Annotated in this window: 11 protein-coding genes and 1 pseudogene; 3 read left to right on the top strand and 9 right to left on the bottom strand. The window is 68.6% G+C overall.

All coding sequences use genetic code 11. The features are described from left to right. Positions 1-39: 39 nt before the first annotated feature. The 4 genes from tldD to CEK66_RS16800 all read right to left on the bottom strand — a co-directional run bounded on the left by tldD (position 40) and on the right by CEK66_RS16800 (position 7,819). Complete coding sequence (tldD, locus tag CEK66_RS16815) at positions 40-1,482, bottom strand: metalloprotease TldD (RefSeq protein WP_152237656.1); 1,443 nt, start codon at positions 1,480-1,482, stop codon at positions 40-42. Positions 1,483-1,687: 205 nt separating this feature from the next. After that, on the bottom strand, positions 1,688-5,605 hold the full coding sequence (locus CEK66_RS16810; protein WP_152237655.1) for a YhdP family protein: 3,918 nt from the start codon (positions 5,603-5,605) through the stop codon (positions 1,688-1,690). A 157-nt stretch (positions 5,606-5,762) separates the two neighbouring features. Beyond that, the gene (gene rng / locus CEK66_RS16805) at positions 5,763-7,253 is read right to left on the bottom strand and encodes a ribonuclease G (protein ID WP_152237654.1); all 1,491 of its coding nucleotides are present in this window, start codon (positions 7,251-7,253) and stop codon (positions 5,763-5,765) included. After that, positions 7,253-7,819: a Maf family nucleotide pyrophosphatase gene (locus tag CEK66_RS16800; protein WP_148827560.1), complete on the bottom strand. Its 567-nt coding sequence runs from the start codon at positions 7,817-7,819 to the stop codon at positions 7,253-7,255. Before CEK66_RS16800 ends, rng begins: the two co-directional genes overlap by 1 nt. Before the next feature lie 133 nt (positions 7,820-7,952). Between CEK66_RS16800 and CEK66_RS16795 the strand changes: the two genes are divergently transcribed. Beyond that, positions 7,953-8,693 (top strand): SIMPL domain-containing protein, encoded by a 741-nt coding sequence (locus CEK66_RS16795; protein ID WP_017907288.1) that lies wholly within the window; start codon positions 7,953-7,955, stop codon positions 8,691-8,693. A gap of 232 nt (positions 8,694-8,925) precedes the next feature. Then, a complete protein-coding gene (locus CEK66_RS16790; protein ID WP_152237653.1) occupies positions 8,926-9,597 on the top strand; it encodes an energy transducer TonB in 672 nt (223 codons plus the stop codon). A gap of 432 nt (positions 9,598-10,029) precedes the next feature. Here CEK66_RS16790 and CEK66_RS16785 read toward each other — a convergent pair whose 3' ends face one another. After that, the gene (locus CEK66_RS16785) at positions 10,030-13,032 is read right to left on the bottom strand and encodes a TonB-dependent receptor (RefSeq protein WP_226978650.1); all 3,003 of its coding nucleotides are present in this window, start codon (positions 13,030-13,032) and stop codon (positions 10,030-10,032) included. Between the two features lie 824 nt (positions 13,033-13,856). Between CEK66_RS16785 and CEK66_RS16780 the strand changes: the two genes are divergently transcribed. Next, positions 13,857-16,646 (top strand): TonB-dependent receptor, encoded by a 2,790-nt coding sequence (locus CEK66_RS16780; protein ID WP_152237651.1) that lies wholly within the window; start codon positions 13,857-13,859, stop codon positions 16,644-16,646. 147 nt (positions 16,647-16,793) lie between these two features. Here the strand turns inward: CEK66_RS16780 and rlmH are convergent, their stop codons facing one another. The 4 genes and pseudogenes from rlmH to CEK66_RS20405 all read right to left on the bottom strand — a co-directional run. Next, on the bottom strand, positions 16,794-17,264 hold the full coding sequence (gene rlmH, locus CEK66_RS16775) for a 23S rRNA (pseudouridine(1915)-N(3))-methyltransferase RlmH (RefSeq protein ID WP_010340439.1): 471 nt from the start codon (positions 17,262-17,264) through the stop codon (positions 16,794-16,796). A gap of 22 nt (positions 17,265-17,286) precedes the next feature. Further along, complete coding sequence (locus tag CEK66_RS16770; protein WP_226978649.1) at positions 17,287-18,444, bottom strand: J domain-containing protein; 1,158 nt, start codon at positions 18,442-18,444, stop codon at positions 17,287-17,289. After that, positions 18,437-18,850, bottom strand: a complete 414-nt coding sequence (gene rsfS / locus CEK66_RS16765; protein ID WP_017907284.1) for a ribosome silencing factor — start codon at positions 18,848-18,850, stop codon at positions 18,437-18,439. The genes CEK66_RS16770 and rsfS overlap by 8 nt, the downstream gene beginning before the upstream one ends. Before the next feature lie 56 nt (positions 18,851-18,906). After that, positions 18,907-19,280, bottom strand: a pseudogene (locus CEK66_RS20405) (hypothetical protein); the annotation flags it as partial.

Below are 19,280 nucleotides of genomic sequence, written 5' to 3'. Positions count from 1 at the left end.
TTTGCCGATTCCCGATTCCCGAATCCCCACTCCCGGCTCCTAGGCCGTCCCGCCCACGGTCAGCCCGTCGATCAGCAACGACGGCTGGCCCACGCCCACCGGCACGCTCTGCCCGTCCTTGCCGCAGACGCCGACGCCCTCGTCCAGCGCCAGGTCGTGGCCGATCATGCGCACCTTCTGCATGGTCTCCGGGCCGTTGCCGATCAGGGTGGCGCCCTTCACCGGCGCGGTGACCTTGCCGTCCTCGATCAGGTAGGCCTCGGTGGCCGAGAACACGTACTTGCCGCTGGTGATGTCGACCTGGCCGCCACCGAAGTTGACCGCATACAGGCCCTTCTTCACCGAGCGGATCATCTCCTCGGGATCGTGCTGGCCGGCGCGCATGTAGGTGTTGGTCATGCGCGGCATCGGCAGGTGCGCGAACGATTCGCGGCGGCCGTTGCCGGTCGGCGCCACGCCCATCAGCCGCGCGTTGAGCGTGTCCTGCATGTAGCCGACCAGCACGCCGTCCTCGATCAGGGTGGTGCAGTGGGTCGCGGTGCCCTCGTCGTCGACGTTGAGCGAACCGCGGCGTCCGTCCAGGGTGCCGTCGTCGACGATGGTGACGCCGGGCGAAGCCACGCGCTGACCGATGCGGCCGGCGTAGACGCTGGTGCCCTTGCGGTTGAAGTCGCCCTCGAGGCCATGGCCGACCGCCTCGTGCAGCAGCACGCCGGGCCAACCCGGGCCCAACACGACCTGCATGACCCCGGCCGGCGCCGGCACCGCCTCCAGGTTCACCAGCGCCTGGCGCAAGGCCTCGCGGGCGAAGGCTTCCGGGCGGCCGTCGGCGAACAGCGTGGCGTAGTCGTAGCGGCCGCCGCCGCCGGCATAGCCGGATTCGCGGCGGCCCTGCTGTTCGACGATCACCTGTACGTTCAGCCGCACCAGCGGGCGCACGTCGGCGGCGAGCACGCCGTCGCTGCGCGCAACCAGCACCGTGTCCACGCCGCCGGACAGGCTCACCATCACCTGCTGCACGCGCGGGTCGGCGGCGCGCAGGTATTGGTCCAGCCGCCGCAGCAGCTCCACCTTGTGCGCGTTGTCCATCGCGTCCACCGGGTCCAGCGCCGGATACAGCGCGCGGCCGCCACCGCGCTGCAGCGCGTGCGCCGGCTGCGCGCCGCCGTCGCGGGAGATGGCCCGCGCCGACTGCGCGGCAGCCAGCAGCGCATCGCGGTGGATGTCGTCGGAATAGGCGAAGCCGGTCTTCTCGCCGGAGATCGCGCGCACCCCCACGCCCTGCTCGATGGAGTGGGCGCCATCCTTGACGATGCCGTCCTCCACGCTCCAGCTCTCGCGCCGCGAATGCTGGAAATACAGGTCGCCGAAATCGATGCCGGGGCCGAGCAGCGTGCCGAAGGCGCGCTCCAGGCTGGTGGCATCCAGGCCGGCGGGAAGCAACAGGCGGGTTTCGGCAAGACTCAGGGCGTGATCGTTCATGGGCTCAACATGGGGGAGGAAGGCGCGCAGCGCAAGCGGCGGGCCGCACAGCGTGAACACGGCAGGCGCGCGGGATGTGCGGCGATCTCAAGGCAACGCACCGCACCCGATGCACGAGCGGGGCGACGCGCCGCTGGCATTCGTGCGGATCCGCACCGCGCGCAGCGGTCCACATCCCCAATCCCGACTCCCCAATCCCGGCTTTTCAGGGCTTCCCGGACGCAGCCGGCGGCGTCGCGGCAGGCGCCGCCGGCGGGCGCGCCGACTCGCGCTCGATCACGTCCACCTTGGGATCCTTCCACGGCCCGGTGACCCGGTAGGTGCGCGCGCCGATGTTGCCCAGTGGCTTGCCGAGCACCGCGTTGGCGGCGGCGCCGACCGCCGCGCCGACCGGCCCGCCGGCCACCGCGCCGACCACGGTCAGCAGGTTGCCGGACTTGGGATTGACGTCGATGGTCTGGTCGAACTGCTGGGCGCGCAGGTCGGCCTCGCCGCGCACCTTGATCTCCGCGGCCGGGCCATCGATGACCAGGTTGTCGCTGCGCGCCAGGCCGTCGCCGAAACGGATCTGGCCGTCGATGCGGTTGAAGGCGAAGCCCTTGGAGAAGAAGTCGCGGAAATCGAACATCAGCCGCCGCGGCAGTTGCGCCACGCTGAGCAGGCCGAGCACGCGCCCTGCGCCCGGGTTCAGTTCCAGCAATTGCCCATTGCGCGCGGCCACGTCGAGCTGCCCCTGCACCGTGGCCAACTGCAGGCCGGACGGCGTGCCCGGCCAGGCGGCGCTGAGCGTCAGCTGGCCTTCGCCGCCGCGCACCTGCCCGCCGAAGTCCAGGTTCTGCATCAACTCGCCCAGGTCGCGGCTGTCGACGCTGGCGTTGAGCTGGGTGCGGGCGGTGGCGCCCTTGCCGCGCCAGTCACCGCTGATGTCGATCTTCTGCTTGTCCGAACGCAGGTGCAGCTGGTCCACCTGCATGCCGTCGGCGAGCTTGCGCGTGCGCAGCGAGGCCGCGCCGAGAGTCATCGCGCCGAAGCGCAGGTCGTCCACGTCCAGCGCCAGCGCCGGGATCGTGGCCGGGTCCAGGCTGTCGGCGAACGGGCCGGCCGGGACCGGGCCGGCGCTGCCGGCGACCCCGCTATCGGCGGGCGTGGCGACCACCGCCGTCGGCGTGCCGTTCGCCACCGGCAAGGTGGCCGTGGCCGAGCGCCAGTGCACCCGCGCCAGGCGTCCGCCGAGCACGCCGCCGTCCTTGGTCGGCACGCTGAGGTCGCCGGCCAGGGCCGGGCCGTCCAGGTGCACGTCGATGCTGTCGGCCTGCGGCAGCAGGCGCAGGCGGGTGTTGTCGAACACGCCGCCCAGCAGCAGCAGATGGTCGGCCAGGATCTCGATGCGCCGCAGCGGCATCGGGTCTTCGCCGCCGTTGGCTGCGGCGGCGTTCGGATCGGGGCGGCTGACCACGCCGATCCAGTCGATGGCGTTCAGCGCCGCGGTGCGCCCGCTGACCACCAGGCCGCTGGCCGGCGGTTCGTCGGCGACGTGGTCGCTGCCCATCACCACGCGCACGCCGGTCTTGCCGCCCTGGCTGCGCGCCGCCAGCGCCATCAGCTTGCCGAAGGCCACCTCGATGCGGCCGCTGCCGACCGGCAGCGGCACGTTGACCGAGGTCGCCAGCGGCGTGGCCGGCGCCTTGTCCATCGGCGCCGGCATCAGCAACTGGGTGCCGACCAGGTCCGAGCGCAGTTGCAGCCGGGTCGGCGGCTGCGCGCCGCCGTCGGGGGTCTTGGGCAGGCCGACGCCGATGTTCCAGCGCGAGCGGCCCTGCACGTACGGCTTGAGCCAGGCCATTTCCGGCACCCGGTCGAGCAGTTCGTTCGCGTCCAGCGACGCGCTCAGCGCGGCCTCGAAGGCCTGTTGCGGATCCTGCACGCCGTCGCCGGCGCGCAGCGCCAGTTCGCCCTGGTGGCCCTGGTAGGCCACGCTCAGCTTCTGCGCGGCGAATCCGGTATCGCTGTAGTTGGCGCTGCCGCGCATGTCGTCGAAGGCCAGGTCCCAGCGCTTGTCGGCGATATGCGCGCCGAGCAGGTCGACCGTGCCGCGCAGGTGGTGGGTGCCGATGTCGGCGCGCAGCGGCTGCAGCAGGTCGAAGGTGACATCGGCCGGTCCCGACGCGCTGAGCGCATCCAGGGTGTCGCCGTAATGGGCATGCAGCGGACTCTGCCGCAGCATCGCCAGCAGCTTGCCGGTCTCGGCGCGGGTGCTGGCCAGCACGCTGAGCTGGCCTTCCTTGTAGTCGGGCAGCGCCGCCGACAGCTGCTCCACCGGCACACCGCCCATGCTGCCGCGGCCGTGCACCTCGAAGCCGTTGCCGATGAACGCGACGCTGGCGTCCACGTTCTCCACCGCCGGCCAGTCGTGCTGGAAGCGCACCTTGGCGTCCTCCAGCCGCGCGGTCGCCTCGAAGCGGCCGTTGTGGTCGGCGAACGGCCAGTCGTCCAGGTCGCCGGAGACCAGCGCATGGCCGTCGCGCAGGCGCCCGCCCTGCAGCGCGGCGTCGAGCCAGTCGGTGGCGGCCTTGCTCATCTTGGAATGGACCCAGAACTTCTTCGCCGCCACCACCGGCGCGTCCTGCAGGTCGGCGGCCAGGTCGATCCACGGCCGCGAGCCGTCGTCCTGGAAGCGCAGCCCGCCGCGCACGTCGGCGCCGTAGTCGCTGCCCTGCACGCGCAGTCCCGGGGTCGCTACGCGCAGGCCGTCGCCATCGCGGAAGGCGACGATGCGCCCGGCCAACTGGACCTGGTGGACCACGCCGAAGCCGCTGGGCCAGTCGACGCGGACCGGGCTGCCGGCCTCCAGCGCCAGTTCGCCGGCCTGCGCATCGCCGTCGAAGCGGCCGCGCAGCCCGCTCACACCCGGCGCACCGCCCGCCGGCGCGAACGCCAGGTCCGCCAGCCGCCCCTGGCCGTACAGCGGACCGCCGGGAACCCCGCTCACCGCCACCTGGGTCAGTTGCACGCGCGGCCGTGCCACCGCCAACCAACTGCGCAGGCTGGGCGAAAGCCGGTCGCTGAGCCCGGCCACCGCGATCAGCGGCGCCAAGTCGAGCCGATCGCCGTACAGAGCGAAACGGCGTCCGCCGGCCACGGTCAGCCCGTCCAGGCGCTGCAGCGGCTGTCCGGCCTGGCCGAACTGCAGTTGCGGCGCATCCAGCCGCCAGCCGCCGTCGATCTGGCGCCAGCGCGCCTTCGCGCGGAAGGTGGTGAAGGCGAGCTGCGGCCGGGTGCGCCCGTCGGCCAGCGGCGCGCCGCGCAGGCGCAGCGCGCGCAGCTTGGCGTCCACGGTCACCCCGGCGACCCGGCGCTGCTGCAGGTCCAGCCAGGCCTGGACGTCGCCGACGCCGCCCTGCAGTTCGATGCCGGCCGTATGCAGCAGGCCGGCCCAGCCCGCCAGTTCCGCCGGGCGCACCGCCAGGTAGGCCTGGCCGTCGCCACTGCGACGGTCCAGGTCCAGCACCGCGGTCAGCGGCGCCTGTTGCAGATCGCTCCAGCCGTGCACGCCCACCTGCAGGCGCTCGCCGTTCACTCGCATCCGCAGGTCGATCTTCGGCACCTGCGCTTCCAGGCCCAGCGACGGGGCGTGTACACGCAGGCGTCCATCGATGACCTGCAACTCGCCCAGCCCTTCCAGCGCATCCAGCGGATCGCCGCCCTGCCCCGAGGTCGGCAGGCCCTGCACGCTCCAGTTGCCGTCGCCGGCGCGCAGCAGGGTCAGCGCCAGGCCGCGCAGGCGCAGCTCGGTGAACGAGCGCCCGGGCAGCAATCCCGCGTACATCGACACCAGCACCTCGGCCTGGCCGATGCGCACGCCGTCGCCGGCGCCGATGCGCAGTCCGTCCAGGCGCAGCAACGGACCGCGCCGGGTCCAGGCCGTCTCCAGCCGGTCGAAGCGGATCGGCCGCCCGGCGCGCTCGCTCAGCCACGCCGCCACCTGCTGCGGATGCCGCTCCACGAACGGCAGCGCCTGGCTCAGCGCGCCCACCGCCAGGGCCACGCACACCAGCCCGATCGCCACCGCGTAGAACGCGAAACGGCGAGCCAGACGCAGGCGGCGGCGCAGCGGGGTGTGCATCAGGGGCGGGGAATGGGGAATAGGAAATGGGGAATCGCAACAGCAGAGCGCGAACTGCTCATTGCCGTGTGAAATTCGGCCGAGGAATCCAGGGATGCGTCAGCGCAAACAGCGCGCTCTTCCCCCATTCCCCATTCCCGATTCCCCACTCCCGGCCTCACAACAACACCACGTCGAACTGCTCCTGCAGGTATTGTTCGTCGGCCTGGAAGCGGATGGTCTTGCCGAGGAATTCCTCCAGCTCGGCCACCGCCGCCGATTCCTCGTCGGTGATGCGCGCCACCACCTTGGTCGAGGCGATCACCAGCAGCCGCGCCGCATCGAACTGGCGCACCGCGCGGGTGATCTCGCGGAAGATCTCGTAGGTCACGGTCTCGGCGGTCTTGATCGAGCCGCGCCCGCTGCATTCCGGGCACGGTTCGGACAGCTGCCGCTCCAGGCTCTCCACGGTGCGCTTGCGGGTCATCTCCACCAGGCCCAGCGGCGAGAACTCGTACACCGTGGTCTTGGCGTGGTCGCGCGAAAGCGCCTTCTCCAGCGTGCGCAGCACCTGGCGGCGGTGCTCGGCATCGTCCATGTCGATGAAGTCGATGATGATGATGCCGCCGAGGTTGCGCAGGCGCAGTTGCCGCGCCACCGCCTGCGCCGCCTCCAGGTTGGTGCGGAACACCGTCTCCTCGAGATTGCGCTGGCCCAGGAACGAGCCGGTGTTGACGTCGATGGTGGTCATCGCCTCGGTCTGGTCGATGACCAGGTAGCCGCCGGACTTCAGCGGCACCTGCTTGTCCAGCGCGCGGGCGATCTCGTCCTCGACCCCGTACAGGTCGAAGATCGGACGGTCGCCGGTGTACAGCTCCAGGCGCTCGGCCAGCACCGGCATGTACTTGGCGACGAAGGCCTGCAGCCGTTCGAAGGTCTCGTGCGAATCGACCTTGACCTTCTCCACGTCCTTGCGGATCAGGTCGCGCACCGCGCGCAGCGGCAGGCTCAGGTCCTCGTAGATGATGCTGGCCGGGGCGCCGTCGCGGCCGCGCCGCTCGACCACGTTCCAGACCCGCGACAGGTAGGCGATGTCCTCGGCCAGGGCCTCGGCCGGCTGGCCCTCGGCATTGGTGCGGATGATGTAGCCGAAGCCGCCGTGGCTGGCGGCCAGGTCGGCGACCAGGGTCTTCAGGCGCTGCCGTTCGGTCTCGTCCTCGATCCGCGCCGACACCCCGATCACCCGCGACTGCGGCAGCAGCACCAGGTAGCGCGAGGGGATGCTGATCTGCGTGGTCAGCCGTGCGCCCTTGCTGCCGATCGGATCCTTGACCACCTGCACCACGATGTCCTGGCCGTCGCGCAGCAGCTCCACGATCGGCACCGCGGCCGAGACCGGCAATGGCGTCGCCTCCTCGGTGTCGCCATTGCCGACCGGCGCCGGCCGCACCACGTCGTTGGCGTGCAGGAACGCCGCGCGCTCCAGCCCGACCTCGACGAAGGCCGCCTGCATGCCCGGCATCACCCGCTGCACGCGGCCCTTGTAGATATTGCCGACCACGCCGCGGCGCCAGCCGCGCTCGATGTGCAGCTCCTGCAGCATGCCGTTCTCGATGACGGCCACCCGGGTCTCGCGTGGTGTGACGTTGACCAGGATCTCTTGCGACATCACAGCACTCCGAAGGTGCGCAGCAGGTGGTGGGTCTGGTGCAGGGGCAGGCCCATCACCCCGGAATAACTGCCGTCGAGACGGCTGACGAAACGCTCGGCGCCACCCTGGATCGCATACGCGCCGGCCCGCCCCATCGGCTCGCCGCTGGCCACGTAGTCGGCGATGTCGCGCGCGGACAACGCGGCGAAGGTCACCGCCGTGGGCACCAGCACCAGCTCTTCGCGGCCGGCGGCGACCAGCGCCACCGCGGTCATCGCCTGGTGGGTGCGCCCGGACAGGGCCGCCAGCATCGCCGCCGCATCCTCGGCGTCGGCCGGCTTGCCGAACACGCGATCGTCCAGCACCACCTCGGTGTCGGCGCCGAGCACCACCGCGTCGGCGGCGTCGGCCAGTTGCGCCAAGCCGGCGCGGGCCTTGTCCAGCGCCACCCGGCGCACATAGGCCTGCGCCGACTCGTCGGCCGCGCGCACTTCCGGCACCTCGAGATCGAGGATCCGGAACGGCACGCCGAGGCGGGTCAGCAGTTCGTTTCTGCGAGGGGAACGGGACGCGAGATACAGCATGGCCGAAGGATAACCCGACCGGACTGACTGAACGATCGCTAATTGCGGGACGATCGCTTCGACCCCGGCGAAGATCACGACGCGTTCATCGTCGCGGCAACACCCTCGCCCAATCTTCACAAGGAGAACATCGATGCGCGCATTGTCCGTCCGCCCGCTGCTGCTGGCCCTGTCCCTCGCCCTAGGAGGTACGATGACCGCCCACGCCCAATCCGCCGCGCCCGGCTACGCCGTGCCCGCCGACGGCACCCTGCTCAACATCGCCGCGCAGGCCGAGGCCAAGCGCGCGCCCGACGTCGCCGCCATCTCCGCCGGCGTGGTCACCCAGGCCACCGACAGCGCCGCAGCGATGCGCCAGAACGCCGAGCAGATGACCAAGGTACTGGCCGCGATCCGCGCCGCCGGCATCGCCGACAAGGACGTGCAGACCAGCGGGGTCAGCCTCAACCCGCAGTACAAGTACGCCGAGAACCAGGCGCCGCAGATCATCGGCTACCAGGCCAACAACTCGGTGAACCTCAAGGTGCGCGACATCGCCAAGCTCGGCAAGGTGCTCGACGCGCTGGCCGCGCAGGGCGCCAACCAGATCAACGGCCCCACCTTCGAGATCGACGACCCGGAACCGCTGTACGACCAGGCCCGGGTCGATGCGCTGAAGAAGGCGCAGGCACGCGCGCAGACCTACGCCAAGGCGCTGGGCCTGCACGTGCGGCGCATCGTCAGCATCTCCGAAGGCAGCAGCGGCGGCGTGCGCCCGCCGATGCCGATGATGCGCGCGATGGCGATGAAGGCGGAGATGGACAGCACCCCGGTCGCGCCGGGCGAGAGCAGCGTCTCGGTCAACCTGGATGTGGTGTTCGAACTGGGCAAGTAAGCCCGGTCCGCCCCCTCCTTCGCGACGGCGCCCGCGGGCGCCGTCGTCGTTTCCAGTCCGCCGCAGCGCCCCTCGCCAATACGGCACCCTGCCTCGATCGCCGCCGCCTCTTGCCAAAGTGCCCGCGACCGGCGCACTGTCGAAACGCGGACGGGGGCGATGACCCCATCCGTCGCCCCCGTGCGTTTTCCGGTACCGCAGTCCACGACACTCCTATCGCAGAGGTGGATCCATGGTTCGCACGCAACTCCCCGCCCCGTCCTTCCGCATCGACCTGTCCCGGGTCCTGGCCTACAGCACCGCGATCGCCCTGCACGTGCTGGCCGCCCTGTTGCTGCTGCTTCCGCTCTCGCACGTGACCGCGCCACCGGAACCGGCGCAGGTGCAGCCGCCCTGGCAGCAACCCCTGGTGATTCCGGTCACGCCGACGCCGCCCACCATCCCCACCGTCGAGAAACAGGTGCCGACGCAGCCGCGCACGCCGACCGCAGTCCCGGTGCCGACCCCGACGCCGGCGCCGCTGTTCGACAGCAGCCCGGTGGCCTTGGACACCGCGCCCAATGTCGACCCCACGCCTAGCATCGCCGCACCGAGCCTGCCGCCCGCAAGCGCGAGCGCGCCGGTGGACGGCATGCAGTTGCAGTACCTGCGCGCGCCGGCCCCGCCGTACCCGCGCGACGCGCTGCGCGATCGCCTGCAGGGCAGCGTGCTGCTGCGGGTGCTGGTCGGCACCGACGGGCAACCGCTGCAGGTCACTGTGGAGAAGAGCAGCGGCCACCGGGTGCTGGACCAGGCCGCACGCGACCAGGTACTCAAGCGCTGGGCGTTCAAGCCGGCGCTGCAGAACGGCACGCCGGTGCAGGCGTACGGGCTGGTACCGGTCGATTTTTCGATGGACCGCTGAAGCGCTCTACATCCAATGGCCGGCGCCCCAGCGCCCGGCCATTGCTGCTCACGCGGCTCGCGGCTCGCCCCCGTCCTCCGATCAGGTTGCGCCTTGGCGGCGCAATCCAGTTGGACGAGTCGACATCCACAGGATCTTCCAGCGAAGGCACGGCGTCGCGCCTGCCCCCGTCGGTAGCGCGACAGCCCAATGCCCTCGTTGCCTGACGCCCACGCCGCGCGCCTGCCGCGCCTCCCGACCTGCCAATCCACCTGGCAAGGTTCGCGCACCGCCGTCGTAGCACCGAGTCCGCCAAAGCTGCGGAGGTGGCTGCCACCGTGGGTCATTGCGTCGCAAGCCGCCGCGAGCCCTGCACCCAAAAAAAAGCCCGCCCCCTCGGAAAGGGACGGGCCTAGCAGTCGCTGTTACGCCGCGCCGGGCGTCAGGTTTCGATCAATAGTCGTAGGACACCGAAAGCTGCAGGTAACGCGGGGTCTGGAAGTAGTTGCCCATGCCATAGGTGTTGAGCACCGTGTACGGACTGGACTCCCAACTCGCGTACTGCTGCAACGGCTTGCGCTCGTTCAACAGGTTGAACACCTGCAAGCCGAACGCCAGCTTCTGGTCCGCGAACGCCGGGCGATAGATCGCGCCCAGATCGATCTGCTTGGTCCACGGGGTGCGGCCCGCATCACCGGGACGCGACGCACTGCCGGCACAGGTGTGGTAGGCCGAGCCGTAGCCAACCGGATCGCCTGCCGACGATCCCTCGTCGGTGCCGTTGGCACTGAAGTAGCCCAGGCAATCGCGCGGCGTCCCCGACTGGATACGCAGGTTGGCCGAGACCATCCACTCCGGCGTGAGCTGATACGCGCCGTAGACCTTCAACTGATGGCGACGATCGTTGGCCAGATAGCCGCCGGCCCACGCCATCAGCGCCGCCGCGTCCCAATCCTGGGTCTTGGAAACGTCGGTCTGGCCGATGTTGGACTTCAACTGGCCTTCGGTGTTGCCGAAGTTGCGCGACCAGGTGTAGTCAACACGGGTACTCCACTTGCCATCGAAGGGATGCTCCAGATACAGGTTGACCGCCGCGTAATCACGCTTGGCAGAGCTGTCGAAGCCCCAGTCGGACTTGCTCATGGTGAAGTTGGTGCGGCCGCCGCTGGTGTTGGCCAGGCTGAAGGAGTTGGTCTTGCCGGGGTTGAACAGGATGCAACCCGGAATGTTGACCGTACTCGGATCCACCCCCAGCGACTCGAGCTTGGTGCTCATGCGGTCCGGATCGCATACATCGTCGATCGCGGACTGCAGCTTGCGGTAGGTGCCCTTCGCACCGAAGGTCCACTTCTCGGCAAACGCCTGATCGAAGCCCACGATCAGCTCATCCTGATACATCGACTTCAGGTCGGTCGGGGTGAAGGTGCGCGGATCCGGGGCGACGCCGTACTCGCCGTTGGAGGAAACCGGGCCGGGGCCGAGCGGGCGCAGGCCGGTCGGGTTGCCCTTGGCATCGATGCCGGTGTAGGTGAAGTACTCGCTGGTGTAGGTCGACGCCGAAGCGCCACGGATCGCGACGCTGTTGGGCAACGCCAGGAAGTAGCGGCCCAGGTTGGCGTAGATCTTCAGCGTCGAATCGCCGTGCACGTCCCAGGTCGCGCCTAGACGCGGCGCCCACTGGTTGCCGCTGTCCACGTACGGCTTGGCTTCGCTGTTGCTGTTGATGAACTTGTCGTTGCGCAGACCCAGCGACAGCAACACGTTGTCGCTGACCTGCCAGCGATCTTCGAGGAAGTAGGCCTTCTGCTTGACCGTCATCGACGTGGCGGTGCTGAAGATCAGCCGGCGCACATAGTAGCCCTGACCGCCCGGCGCGCCCACGCCCAACGCCGAGCTGATCGGCGACGTCGGCCGGGACGACTTGGCGTAATACCAGGAGTAGCCCGGACCTGTCATCGACTGACCTTCGTTCTCGGCCTGGTAGTAGATGTTGTCGATACCGAAAGCGAGATCATGGTTGCCCAGGCGGTAATCGAAATCCACGCGCAGGCCGCGGGTGTTGTCCTTGCCATCGAGCAGGTTGCGCGCGCCCTGGCCGTTGCGGATCGGCGTGCCGCCGTTGGTGGCCGGATTCTGGAAGACCACGCCGCTGAGGTACGGATCCGGACTGACGATGCCCGGGTAGTTCTTGTTGTCGAAGGTGCTCTTGCCGTAGGTGGCGCTGAAGGTCAGGTCCTGGGTCAGATAGCTGGTGTACTTGCCGATGTAATAGGTGCTGTTCTGCTTGACGATGTTCGGTTCGACGGCGGTGTTGCGCGCGCCCTCGGACAGCGTGGCATAGTCGAACGCATTGTAGTAACCGCCGGTGCGGTCATTGCTCTTGATGCCGGTCAGCTCGAGGACGTTGCTGTCGTTGATGTTCCAGTCGACCTTCGCGTAGACCTTGGGCTTTTCCTGGCTTGAGTGATTGCGCGCCAGGACACTGCTATCGGACGAGTTGGTCGCCACGCTGTCGATCTTTTCCTGCTCGGCCGCGACGAACACGAACAGGCGATCCTCGAGCAACGGGCCGCCGGCATAGGCGCTGTACACGTTGCTCCAAGTCGGATTGTCCTTGCGCGAGCGATACATCTTGCCCGTGAGCGTGGGATCCTGATAGCCATAGCCGCTCGGCAGGGACGCGTCGGGGTAGTACACGTCCTTGGGCGACTCGGCAGTGGCGCGCGGTCGCCACAGCACCTGGCCGCCGAAATGCCATTCGTTGGTGCCGCGCTTGCCGATCTGGCTGATCACGCCGCCGTCGGAACGGCCGTAGCGCGCGCTGTAGCCGCCGGTATAGACCTCCTGCTGGTCGATGGCGCCGTACGGCAGGCTGACGCCGCCGATGTTGTTGATCGGGTTACTGGTGGAGAAGCCATTGATGTAATACGCATTCTCCGACACGCCAGCGCCGCCGAATGACACCGCGTTGCCGAAGTAACCGCTGCCCGCTACGGCGCCCGGCGCCAGCAAGGCGATCGCCTCCGCAGAACGGGCCAGCGGCAGGCGCTGCAGCTGCTCGGCGGTGATGACCGTGCGCGAGTCGACCGTGGTGACGTCCACCGGCGCCACGTTGCTGGCGCTGACGGTCACCGTATCGAGCGTGGCGGTGCCATCAGACTTGGCGAAGGAGACCTCGGTGCCCGAACTGACGCGCAGGCCGATGCCCTTGCGGGTGTCGACGGCTTGCCCGTCCTTGTTGAGGGTGACGCTGTAGGTGCCTACCGGCAGCGAGCCGATATTGAAGCGCCCGGCGCTGTCGACCGGCACCGTACGGGTAAGACCGGTATCGCTCTGCACGGTGATGGTCGCGCCCGCGGGCGCGACGCCGTAGATGGAACCGGTGGTGCTCTGCGCGTGGACGACGCCCTGCGTGAGTGCTGCTCCCAGAAGCACGGCCAGTACGCTACGACGCATGACACGGCTTGGATAGTGCTTGGACATCTGCCCTCTCTCCCCTGACGGAACGTGAAGGACCTTGGCTGTTGAACGCAGCGCCGGTCGGAAATTAAGAAATCTTTAACGAAAATTTGTTTCGTTTAAAACGATTCTCTTAACGCGAGATTAATTTAGAACAAAATTTCCACACGATTGCAACTCTTGGCTCATGACTTCTACACACAAAGCGGTTAGAGGTTGACAGAACGGTCTGGCACAACTGGGATATGCGCAGTTTTTTGCCGGGATGGACCGCGGCATTGAGCATCGACCCCCCTCTCGAAGCGCTGCTCCTTGCGGACGGACGTCGGGGTCCGGCGCGCGCGCCCCGGATCGCGGGCCCGGCCAACCTGGAGGAACCGGACGAACGCAGGAGCGACAGCCGCCCCGTTCCAGGACAACGGAACGTGGACGCACGTGAACGTCCCGCCATGCAGCGATACCCTGCAAACGGACTTGCCAACGCAGGCCGTCAGGCCCCGCGTTAGCTGCCCTCACTGCCAACGCAGCGGACTGCACCGTTTGAAGAACGGTGGGAACACACATGCCGGTCCTCTCGCGTCGCAGACACCCGGCCTTGCACCACTTCAGACAAGCGCTGCACCGCAGCGGTGCAACGACTTATCCTGCTGTGGCGACTGCAATCGGTTTCTGTCAGCGCAAACAGAACTGGGATGCGCGGCATAAACCTGTCATTCGGTTACGGTTTTTACTGAAAATTTGACCATCTCTTCACGGCGAATCCACCTTGATGCGTCAAGGACGGCGGCAAGCCGCCCCTCCGTGGTGCATTCATTCAAATAATGCGTTTCCCAGTTAGGAGAGAAACTGTGAACACCCATCCCCCCCGGCGTGCAACCCGCCGGCACTTGCTTTGCGTCTCCGTCGCCAGCGCCCTTGCGTGCGTAGCCGCACCCGCCGCCTTCGCCCAGGAAGCGGCCACCAATCTCGACCGCATCACGGTCACTGGCTCCAATATCCCGCGCACCGACACCGAAACCCCGTCGCCGGTGCAGGTGGTGACCCGCCAGGAAATCGACCGCACCGGCAAGACCTCGCTGGCCGAGTACCTGCAGACCCTGACCGCCGACGGCGCCGGCTCGATCCCGAAGACCTTCGGCAACGGCTTCGCCGGCGGCGGCGCCGGCATCTCGCTGCGCGGCCTGGGCGCCGGCTCCACCCTGGTGCTGTTGAACGGCCGGCGCATGGCCACCTACGGCCTGGCCGACGACGGCCAGAAGGTCTTCACCGACCTCAGCACCATCCCGCTGGACGCGGTCGAGCGGGTCGAAGTGCTGAAGGACGGCGCCTCGGCGATCTACGGCTCCGACGCCATCGCCGGCGTGGTCAACATCATCCTGCGCAGCGACTTCCAGGGCGCGATCCTGCGCGGCTCCTACGGTCTCTCCGGCGACGGCGACGGCGATGCGCGCAAGGCGACCCTGACCGCCGGTACCGGCGACCTCGCCAGCGACGGCTGGAACGCGTTCTTCAGCCTGGACGTGGGCAAGACCGACGCGATCAAGATCAGCGACCGCAAGGACCGCAAGTGGATCGGCACCGGCGACATCCGCCGCTGGGGCTATGCGGCACAGGATGCGCAGTTCCTCGGCGGCGCCTATCTCAGCGGCGGCACCGCCGGCGGCACGGGTCCCAATGGCTCGGTGTTCAACACCGCCGGCCGCTTGGTGGCACTGCCCGGCTGCGCCGGCCTGACCACCATCCCCGGCCAGAGCGACGCCACCGCGCAGGCGCAGGGCTGCCTGTGGGATCCGGCACAGCAGTTCCGCGATCTGACCCCCGAGGAGAAGTACGTCAACGTGTTCGGCCGCGCCAGCTTCGCCTTCGGCGAGGGCGGCGAGATCTACACCGAGATCGGCTACTCGAAGAAGAACACCGTGTTCTCCAATACCCCTTCCGGCGTATCCGGCGGCTGGGGCTACCCGGGTGGCCCGGTCAACGCCAACAGCGGCGCCGGCGCCACCGTGCTCTACGCCGGCCATCCCGACAATCCCCTGCCCTACGCCGCGCGCCTGCGCTACAGCGCCTGGGACGTGGGCCCGCGCGTCACCGACAACACCAACGAGTTCAACCGCTTCCTGGTCGGCGTCAAGGGCAACTGGGGCGACTGGAGCTACGACACCGGCTACCTGCACTCGGGTACCAACCTGGTCAACAAGCGCACCGGCTTCCTGCGCTACAGCGCCGTGCGCTGCGTGCTCGGCAACCCGGCCTGCCCGGCCGGCACCTGGCGGATCGGCGACAACGCCAACCTCAACTCGCAGGCGCTCTACGACTACATCTCGCCGACCATCAGCGCACGTGCCAAGTCCGAACTGGACATGTTCGACTTCACCGTCTCGCGCAGCCTGATGGACCTCAAGGGCGGGCCGCTGGGCCTGGCGCTGGGCGCGGAATGGCGCAAGACCAGCAACAGCCTGACCCCGCAGACCTACACCGATATCGGCGACATCATCGGCCTGGGCTACTCGGCCTACGACGGCACCCAGAACGTCTACGCCGCGCACGTCGAACTGTCGGCACCGGTGCTGGAGCAACTGGAACTGTCGGCGGCGCTGCGCTACGACAAGTACGACGGCGGCGACGGTAAGGCCACGCCGAAGCTGGGCGTGAAGTGGACCCCGGCCAACTGGATCGCGCTGCGCGCCAGCTACGCCGAGGGCTTCCGTGCGCCGAACCCGGCCGAGAACGGCGACGGCGGCCTGGCCGCGTTCTCCAACGCCCGCGATCCGGTGCGCTGCGCGATCGATCCGGCCAACGAGTGCACCGCGCGCTCGGTGGCGATCATCACCCGTCCGAACCCGGCGCTGAAGCCCGAGGAGTCCAAGAGCTATTCGGTGGGCTTCGTGCTGCAGCCGACCTCGACGACCTCGCTGACCGTGGACGGCTGGGAGATCAAGCGCACCAACGAGATCGCCCAGGGCAGTACCGCCGATGCGATCGCCGCCGGCAACGTCCTGCGCGACAGCAACAACATCGGCGGCGTCGCCAACAGCGGCACCATCCTGGCCGTCAACACCGGCTACGTGAACGCGAACTCCTCGCGCGTGCGCGGCATCGACACCGACATCCGCCAGACCTTCGAGATCGGTCCCGGCCAGTTGGAGCTGGACGCGCAGTGGAGCCACCTGCTCAAGTTCGAGCGCACCGAAGGCGACACCACCGTCGACTACGTGGGCACGCACGGCAACTGCGACGTGACCAACTGCATCGGCACGCCGCAGGACCGCATCAACTTCGGCACCACCTGGAAGCAGGGCAGTTGGAGCGTGAGCGGCGTGGTCAACTACATCGACAGCATCGAGAACAAGGATCGCCGCGGCGGCGACTACCAGGCGTTCTACGCCGACGGTACGCCGGTCAAGAAGATCGCCTCGTTCACCACCTTCGATCTGTCGGGCCGCTGGAACATCACCGAGGCGTTCGAACTGAACGCGTCGGTGCAGAACGTGTTCGACCGGATCGCCCCGCTGGATCCGACCACCTACGGTGCGGTCAACTACAACCCGCTGCACTTCAGCGGTGCGATCGGCCGCTACTTCACGGTGGGTGCGAAGTACACGTTCAACTGATCGCGAACGTCGCAAGGCCGTAACGAAAAGCCCGGGCGAAAGCCCGGGCTTTTTTTGTTGCCTGAGCGGTGCGCCAGCATCGGCATCACGCACGCATTGCCGCCACGCGCACGCGATCCGCGATCAGGCGATCAGGCGATCAGGCGATCAGGCGCGATGGTAAGGATGATTGGCCAACATCGCCGCGGCGCGGTAGAGCTGCTCGGCCACCACCAGCCGCACCAGCATGTGCGGCAGGGTCAGCGGCCCCAGCGACCAGGATTCGCTGGCGACCGCCAGCACCTCCGGCGAATGGCCTTCGGGACCGCCGATCAGGAACGCCAGATCGCGCCCCTGTCCGCGCCAGTGCTCCATGCGCTGCGCCAGTTGCTCGGAACTGTGTTGCTTGCCGGGCACGTCCAGCGCCACCACCAGCGCATTCTTCGGCAGTGCCGCCAGGACTCGGCGGCCTTCGTCCTCGATCGCGCGCTGCGCATCGCGGCCCTTGCCGCGCAGGCCGGGTTCGATCTCGACCAGATCCAGCGGCAACCAGTGCGAGAGCCGCTTGCGGTACTCGGCGAAGCCCTGCGCCACCCAGGCCGGGGCGCGCTCGCCGGTGGCGATGAGGCGCGCCTTCATCGCTGCGCGCGGCAGGCGCGCATCACCAACGCTCGCCCAGCAGCAGGGCGTCGTACATCGCGTCGTCCAGTTCCTGCTCGGCCAGCCGGGCACGCTCCCGCTTCAACCATTGCTTCAGCGTGTCGGCCTGCCGCGCCGCAGCGCGATCGTCGGCACAGGAGCGGATCTCCTCCTGCACCTGCCGCTTGATCTGCGCCAACAGCGCATCCAGGCGCTGCGGCTGCGGCGCGCGCTCGTCTTGAAGACCGTAACGCCCCATGAAGTCATCGACCAGTCCGGCCAATGTCTGCTCGACCTGCCGCAGTTGCGCGGCGAACAGGTCGTTGTAGTCACGGATGCGCTCCTCGGCCATCGCCGCGATGCCGGTCTGATCCAACTGGCCGATTTCCAGTTGCAGTTCCAGCAGTGCCAGCAGGTCGTCGTTTTGATACGCCTGGTTGAGCCGCTGCATCAAGGCGGTCTTGCGCTCGCGCTGCTGCGGATCGGGCTCGCGGTCCGGATGCAATGCGGCGACTAGATTGCGGTACAGCGCGCGACGCGTCTGTTGCGGATCGGCGGCGACCTGCGCGGCCTTGCCTGCACCGGCACGGCGGCGCTTGTCGCGCTGCTGGGCGCGCCCGGCCGCATGCGCCTGCTGTGCGTGCAGCCGCTCCTGGATCTGCGCATACAGCGCTTCGGGGGAGTGGATATGCGCCATTTCCTCTTCGGTCAGGCCGAATTCCTCACCGATGACCGACGTCAGCAATGCCTCGGATTCGGCCAGATCCTGGTCGAATCCGAGGGGGCTATGCCGGTCGTAGATGTCCTTCAGGCCATCGTTGTCGCCGTCCCGGATCAACAGCGCAGCCAACTCGCAAATGAGCTCGGACAGATCGGCGCGATCGCGCTTGCTCAACTTGAAGGTGGCATGCGCTGCGTCCAGTTCCCGCAACAACTGTACCTGCGCCGCATCGCGCTCCTGCAGCAAGGGATCGACCTGCTCGTGGAAACGCTGCTCCCAGCGCGGCAGCGCGTCCTGCCACGCATGCAACTGCGCACGGGCGCGCTCCAGACGCTTGACCAGGGAGTCGAAGCGCTTGCGCGCCGGCGTCGCGGGTGTCGATTCGGTCGCGCCGACACGCTTGCTGACCGGCAACGCCTCGCTGCCGACGCTGCGCGCGGGATTGCGCCGCTTAGGCATCGCGTGCCGAGTCGTCGTCGTCGCCCGGCGGCTGGTCGCCGACCGTCCACAGCCGCTCCAGCGCATAGAACTCGCGCACCCGCGGCAGCATCACGTGCACCACCACGTCGCCGAGATCGACCAGCACCCACTCGGCCTCGCGCTCGCCTTCCACGCCCAGCGGCATGACATCCAGGCGCTTGGCGTACTTGATGACTTCGTCGGCGATCGACTTGACGTGGCGGGTGGATGTGCCGGAGACGATGACCAGATAGTCGGTGACGCTGGACTTGCCGCGCACGTCGATTTCCGCCACGTCCTTGGCCTTGAGTTCCTCGACTGCCTCGCGGACGTGGGCGAGCAGGACCGGCAGCGGCGGCGGCGGATTGGGGACTTGGGTCTTGATGACGTGGGCTTGACTGGACAAAGCGGCGAACTCGATGGAATGGGGCGAATTATAGGCGACCCCGGCAGGGCGCGTATTCAGCCAGCGGCGGCGGCACCGGACGCATACAGCGCATGGTCGCGGATATAGGCCGCCACTGGTGCCGGCAGCAAGGCCGCCCAGTCCTCGCCGGCGGCGATGCGCGCGCGCACCAGGCTGGCCGATTCGCTGCGCAGCGGTTGCCGCAGGCACCACAGGCGGCCGCCCGGCGCACGGGCCAGCGCCTGCGGCGTGTCGGCCCTGTCCAGCGCCACCTCGGCCATGGTTTCTTGCACGTGCGCGGCCTCGATGGCGCAGTCCCGCGCGCGGTTGGGGGCAAGCGCATCGCGGTAGTAACGCATCGCGGTGTCGGGCTCGCGCAGTTTGCCATAAAAGTCGGGGATATTGGTCAGCACGGCCGCAGAGCGCGCGC

Source organism: Xanthomonas sp. LMG 12460, from assembly GCF_009192895.1.
Taxonomy (GTDB): domain Bacteria; phylum Pseudomonadota; class Gammaproteobacteria; order Xanthomonadales; family Xanthomonadaceae; genus Xanthomonas_A; species Xanthomonas_A sontii.
The sequence above is the reverse complement of the archived record's forward strand: the minus strand, read 5'-3'. Positions and strand labels throughout refer to the sequence as shown.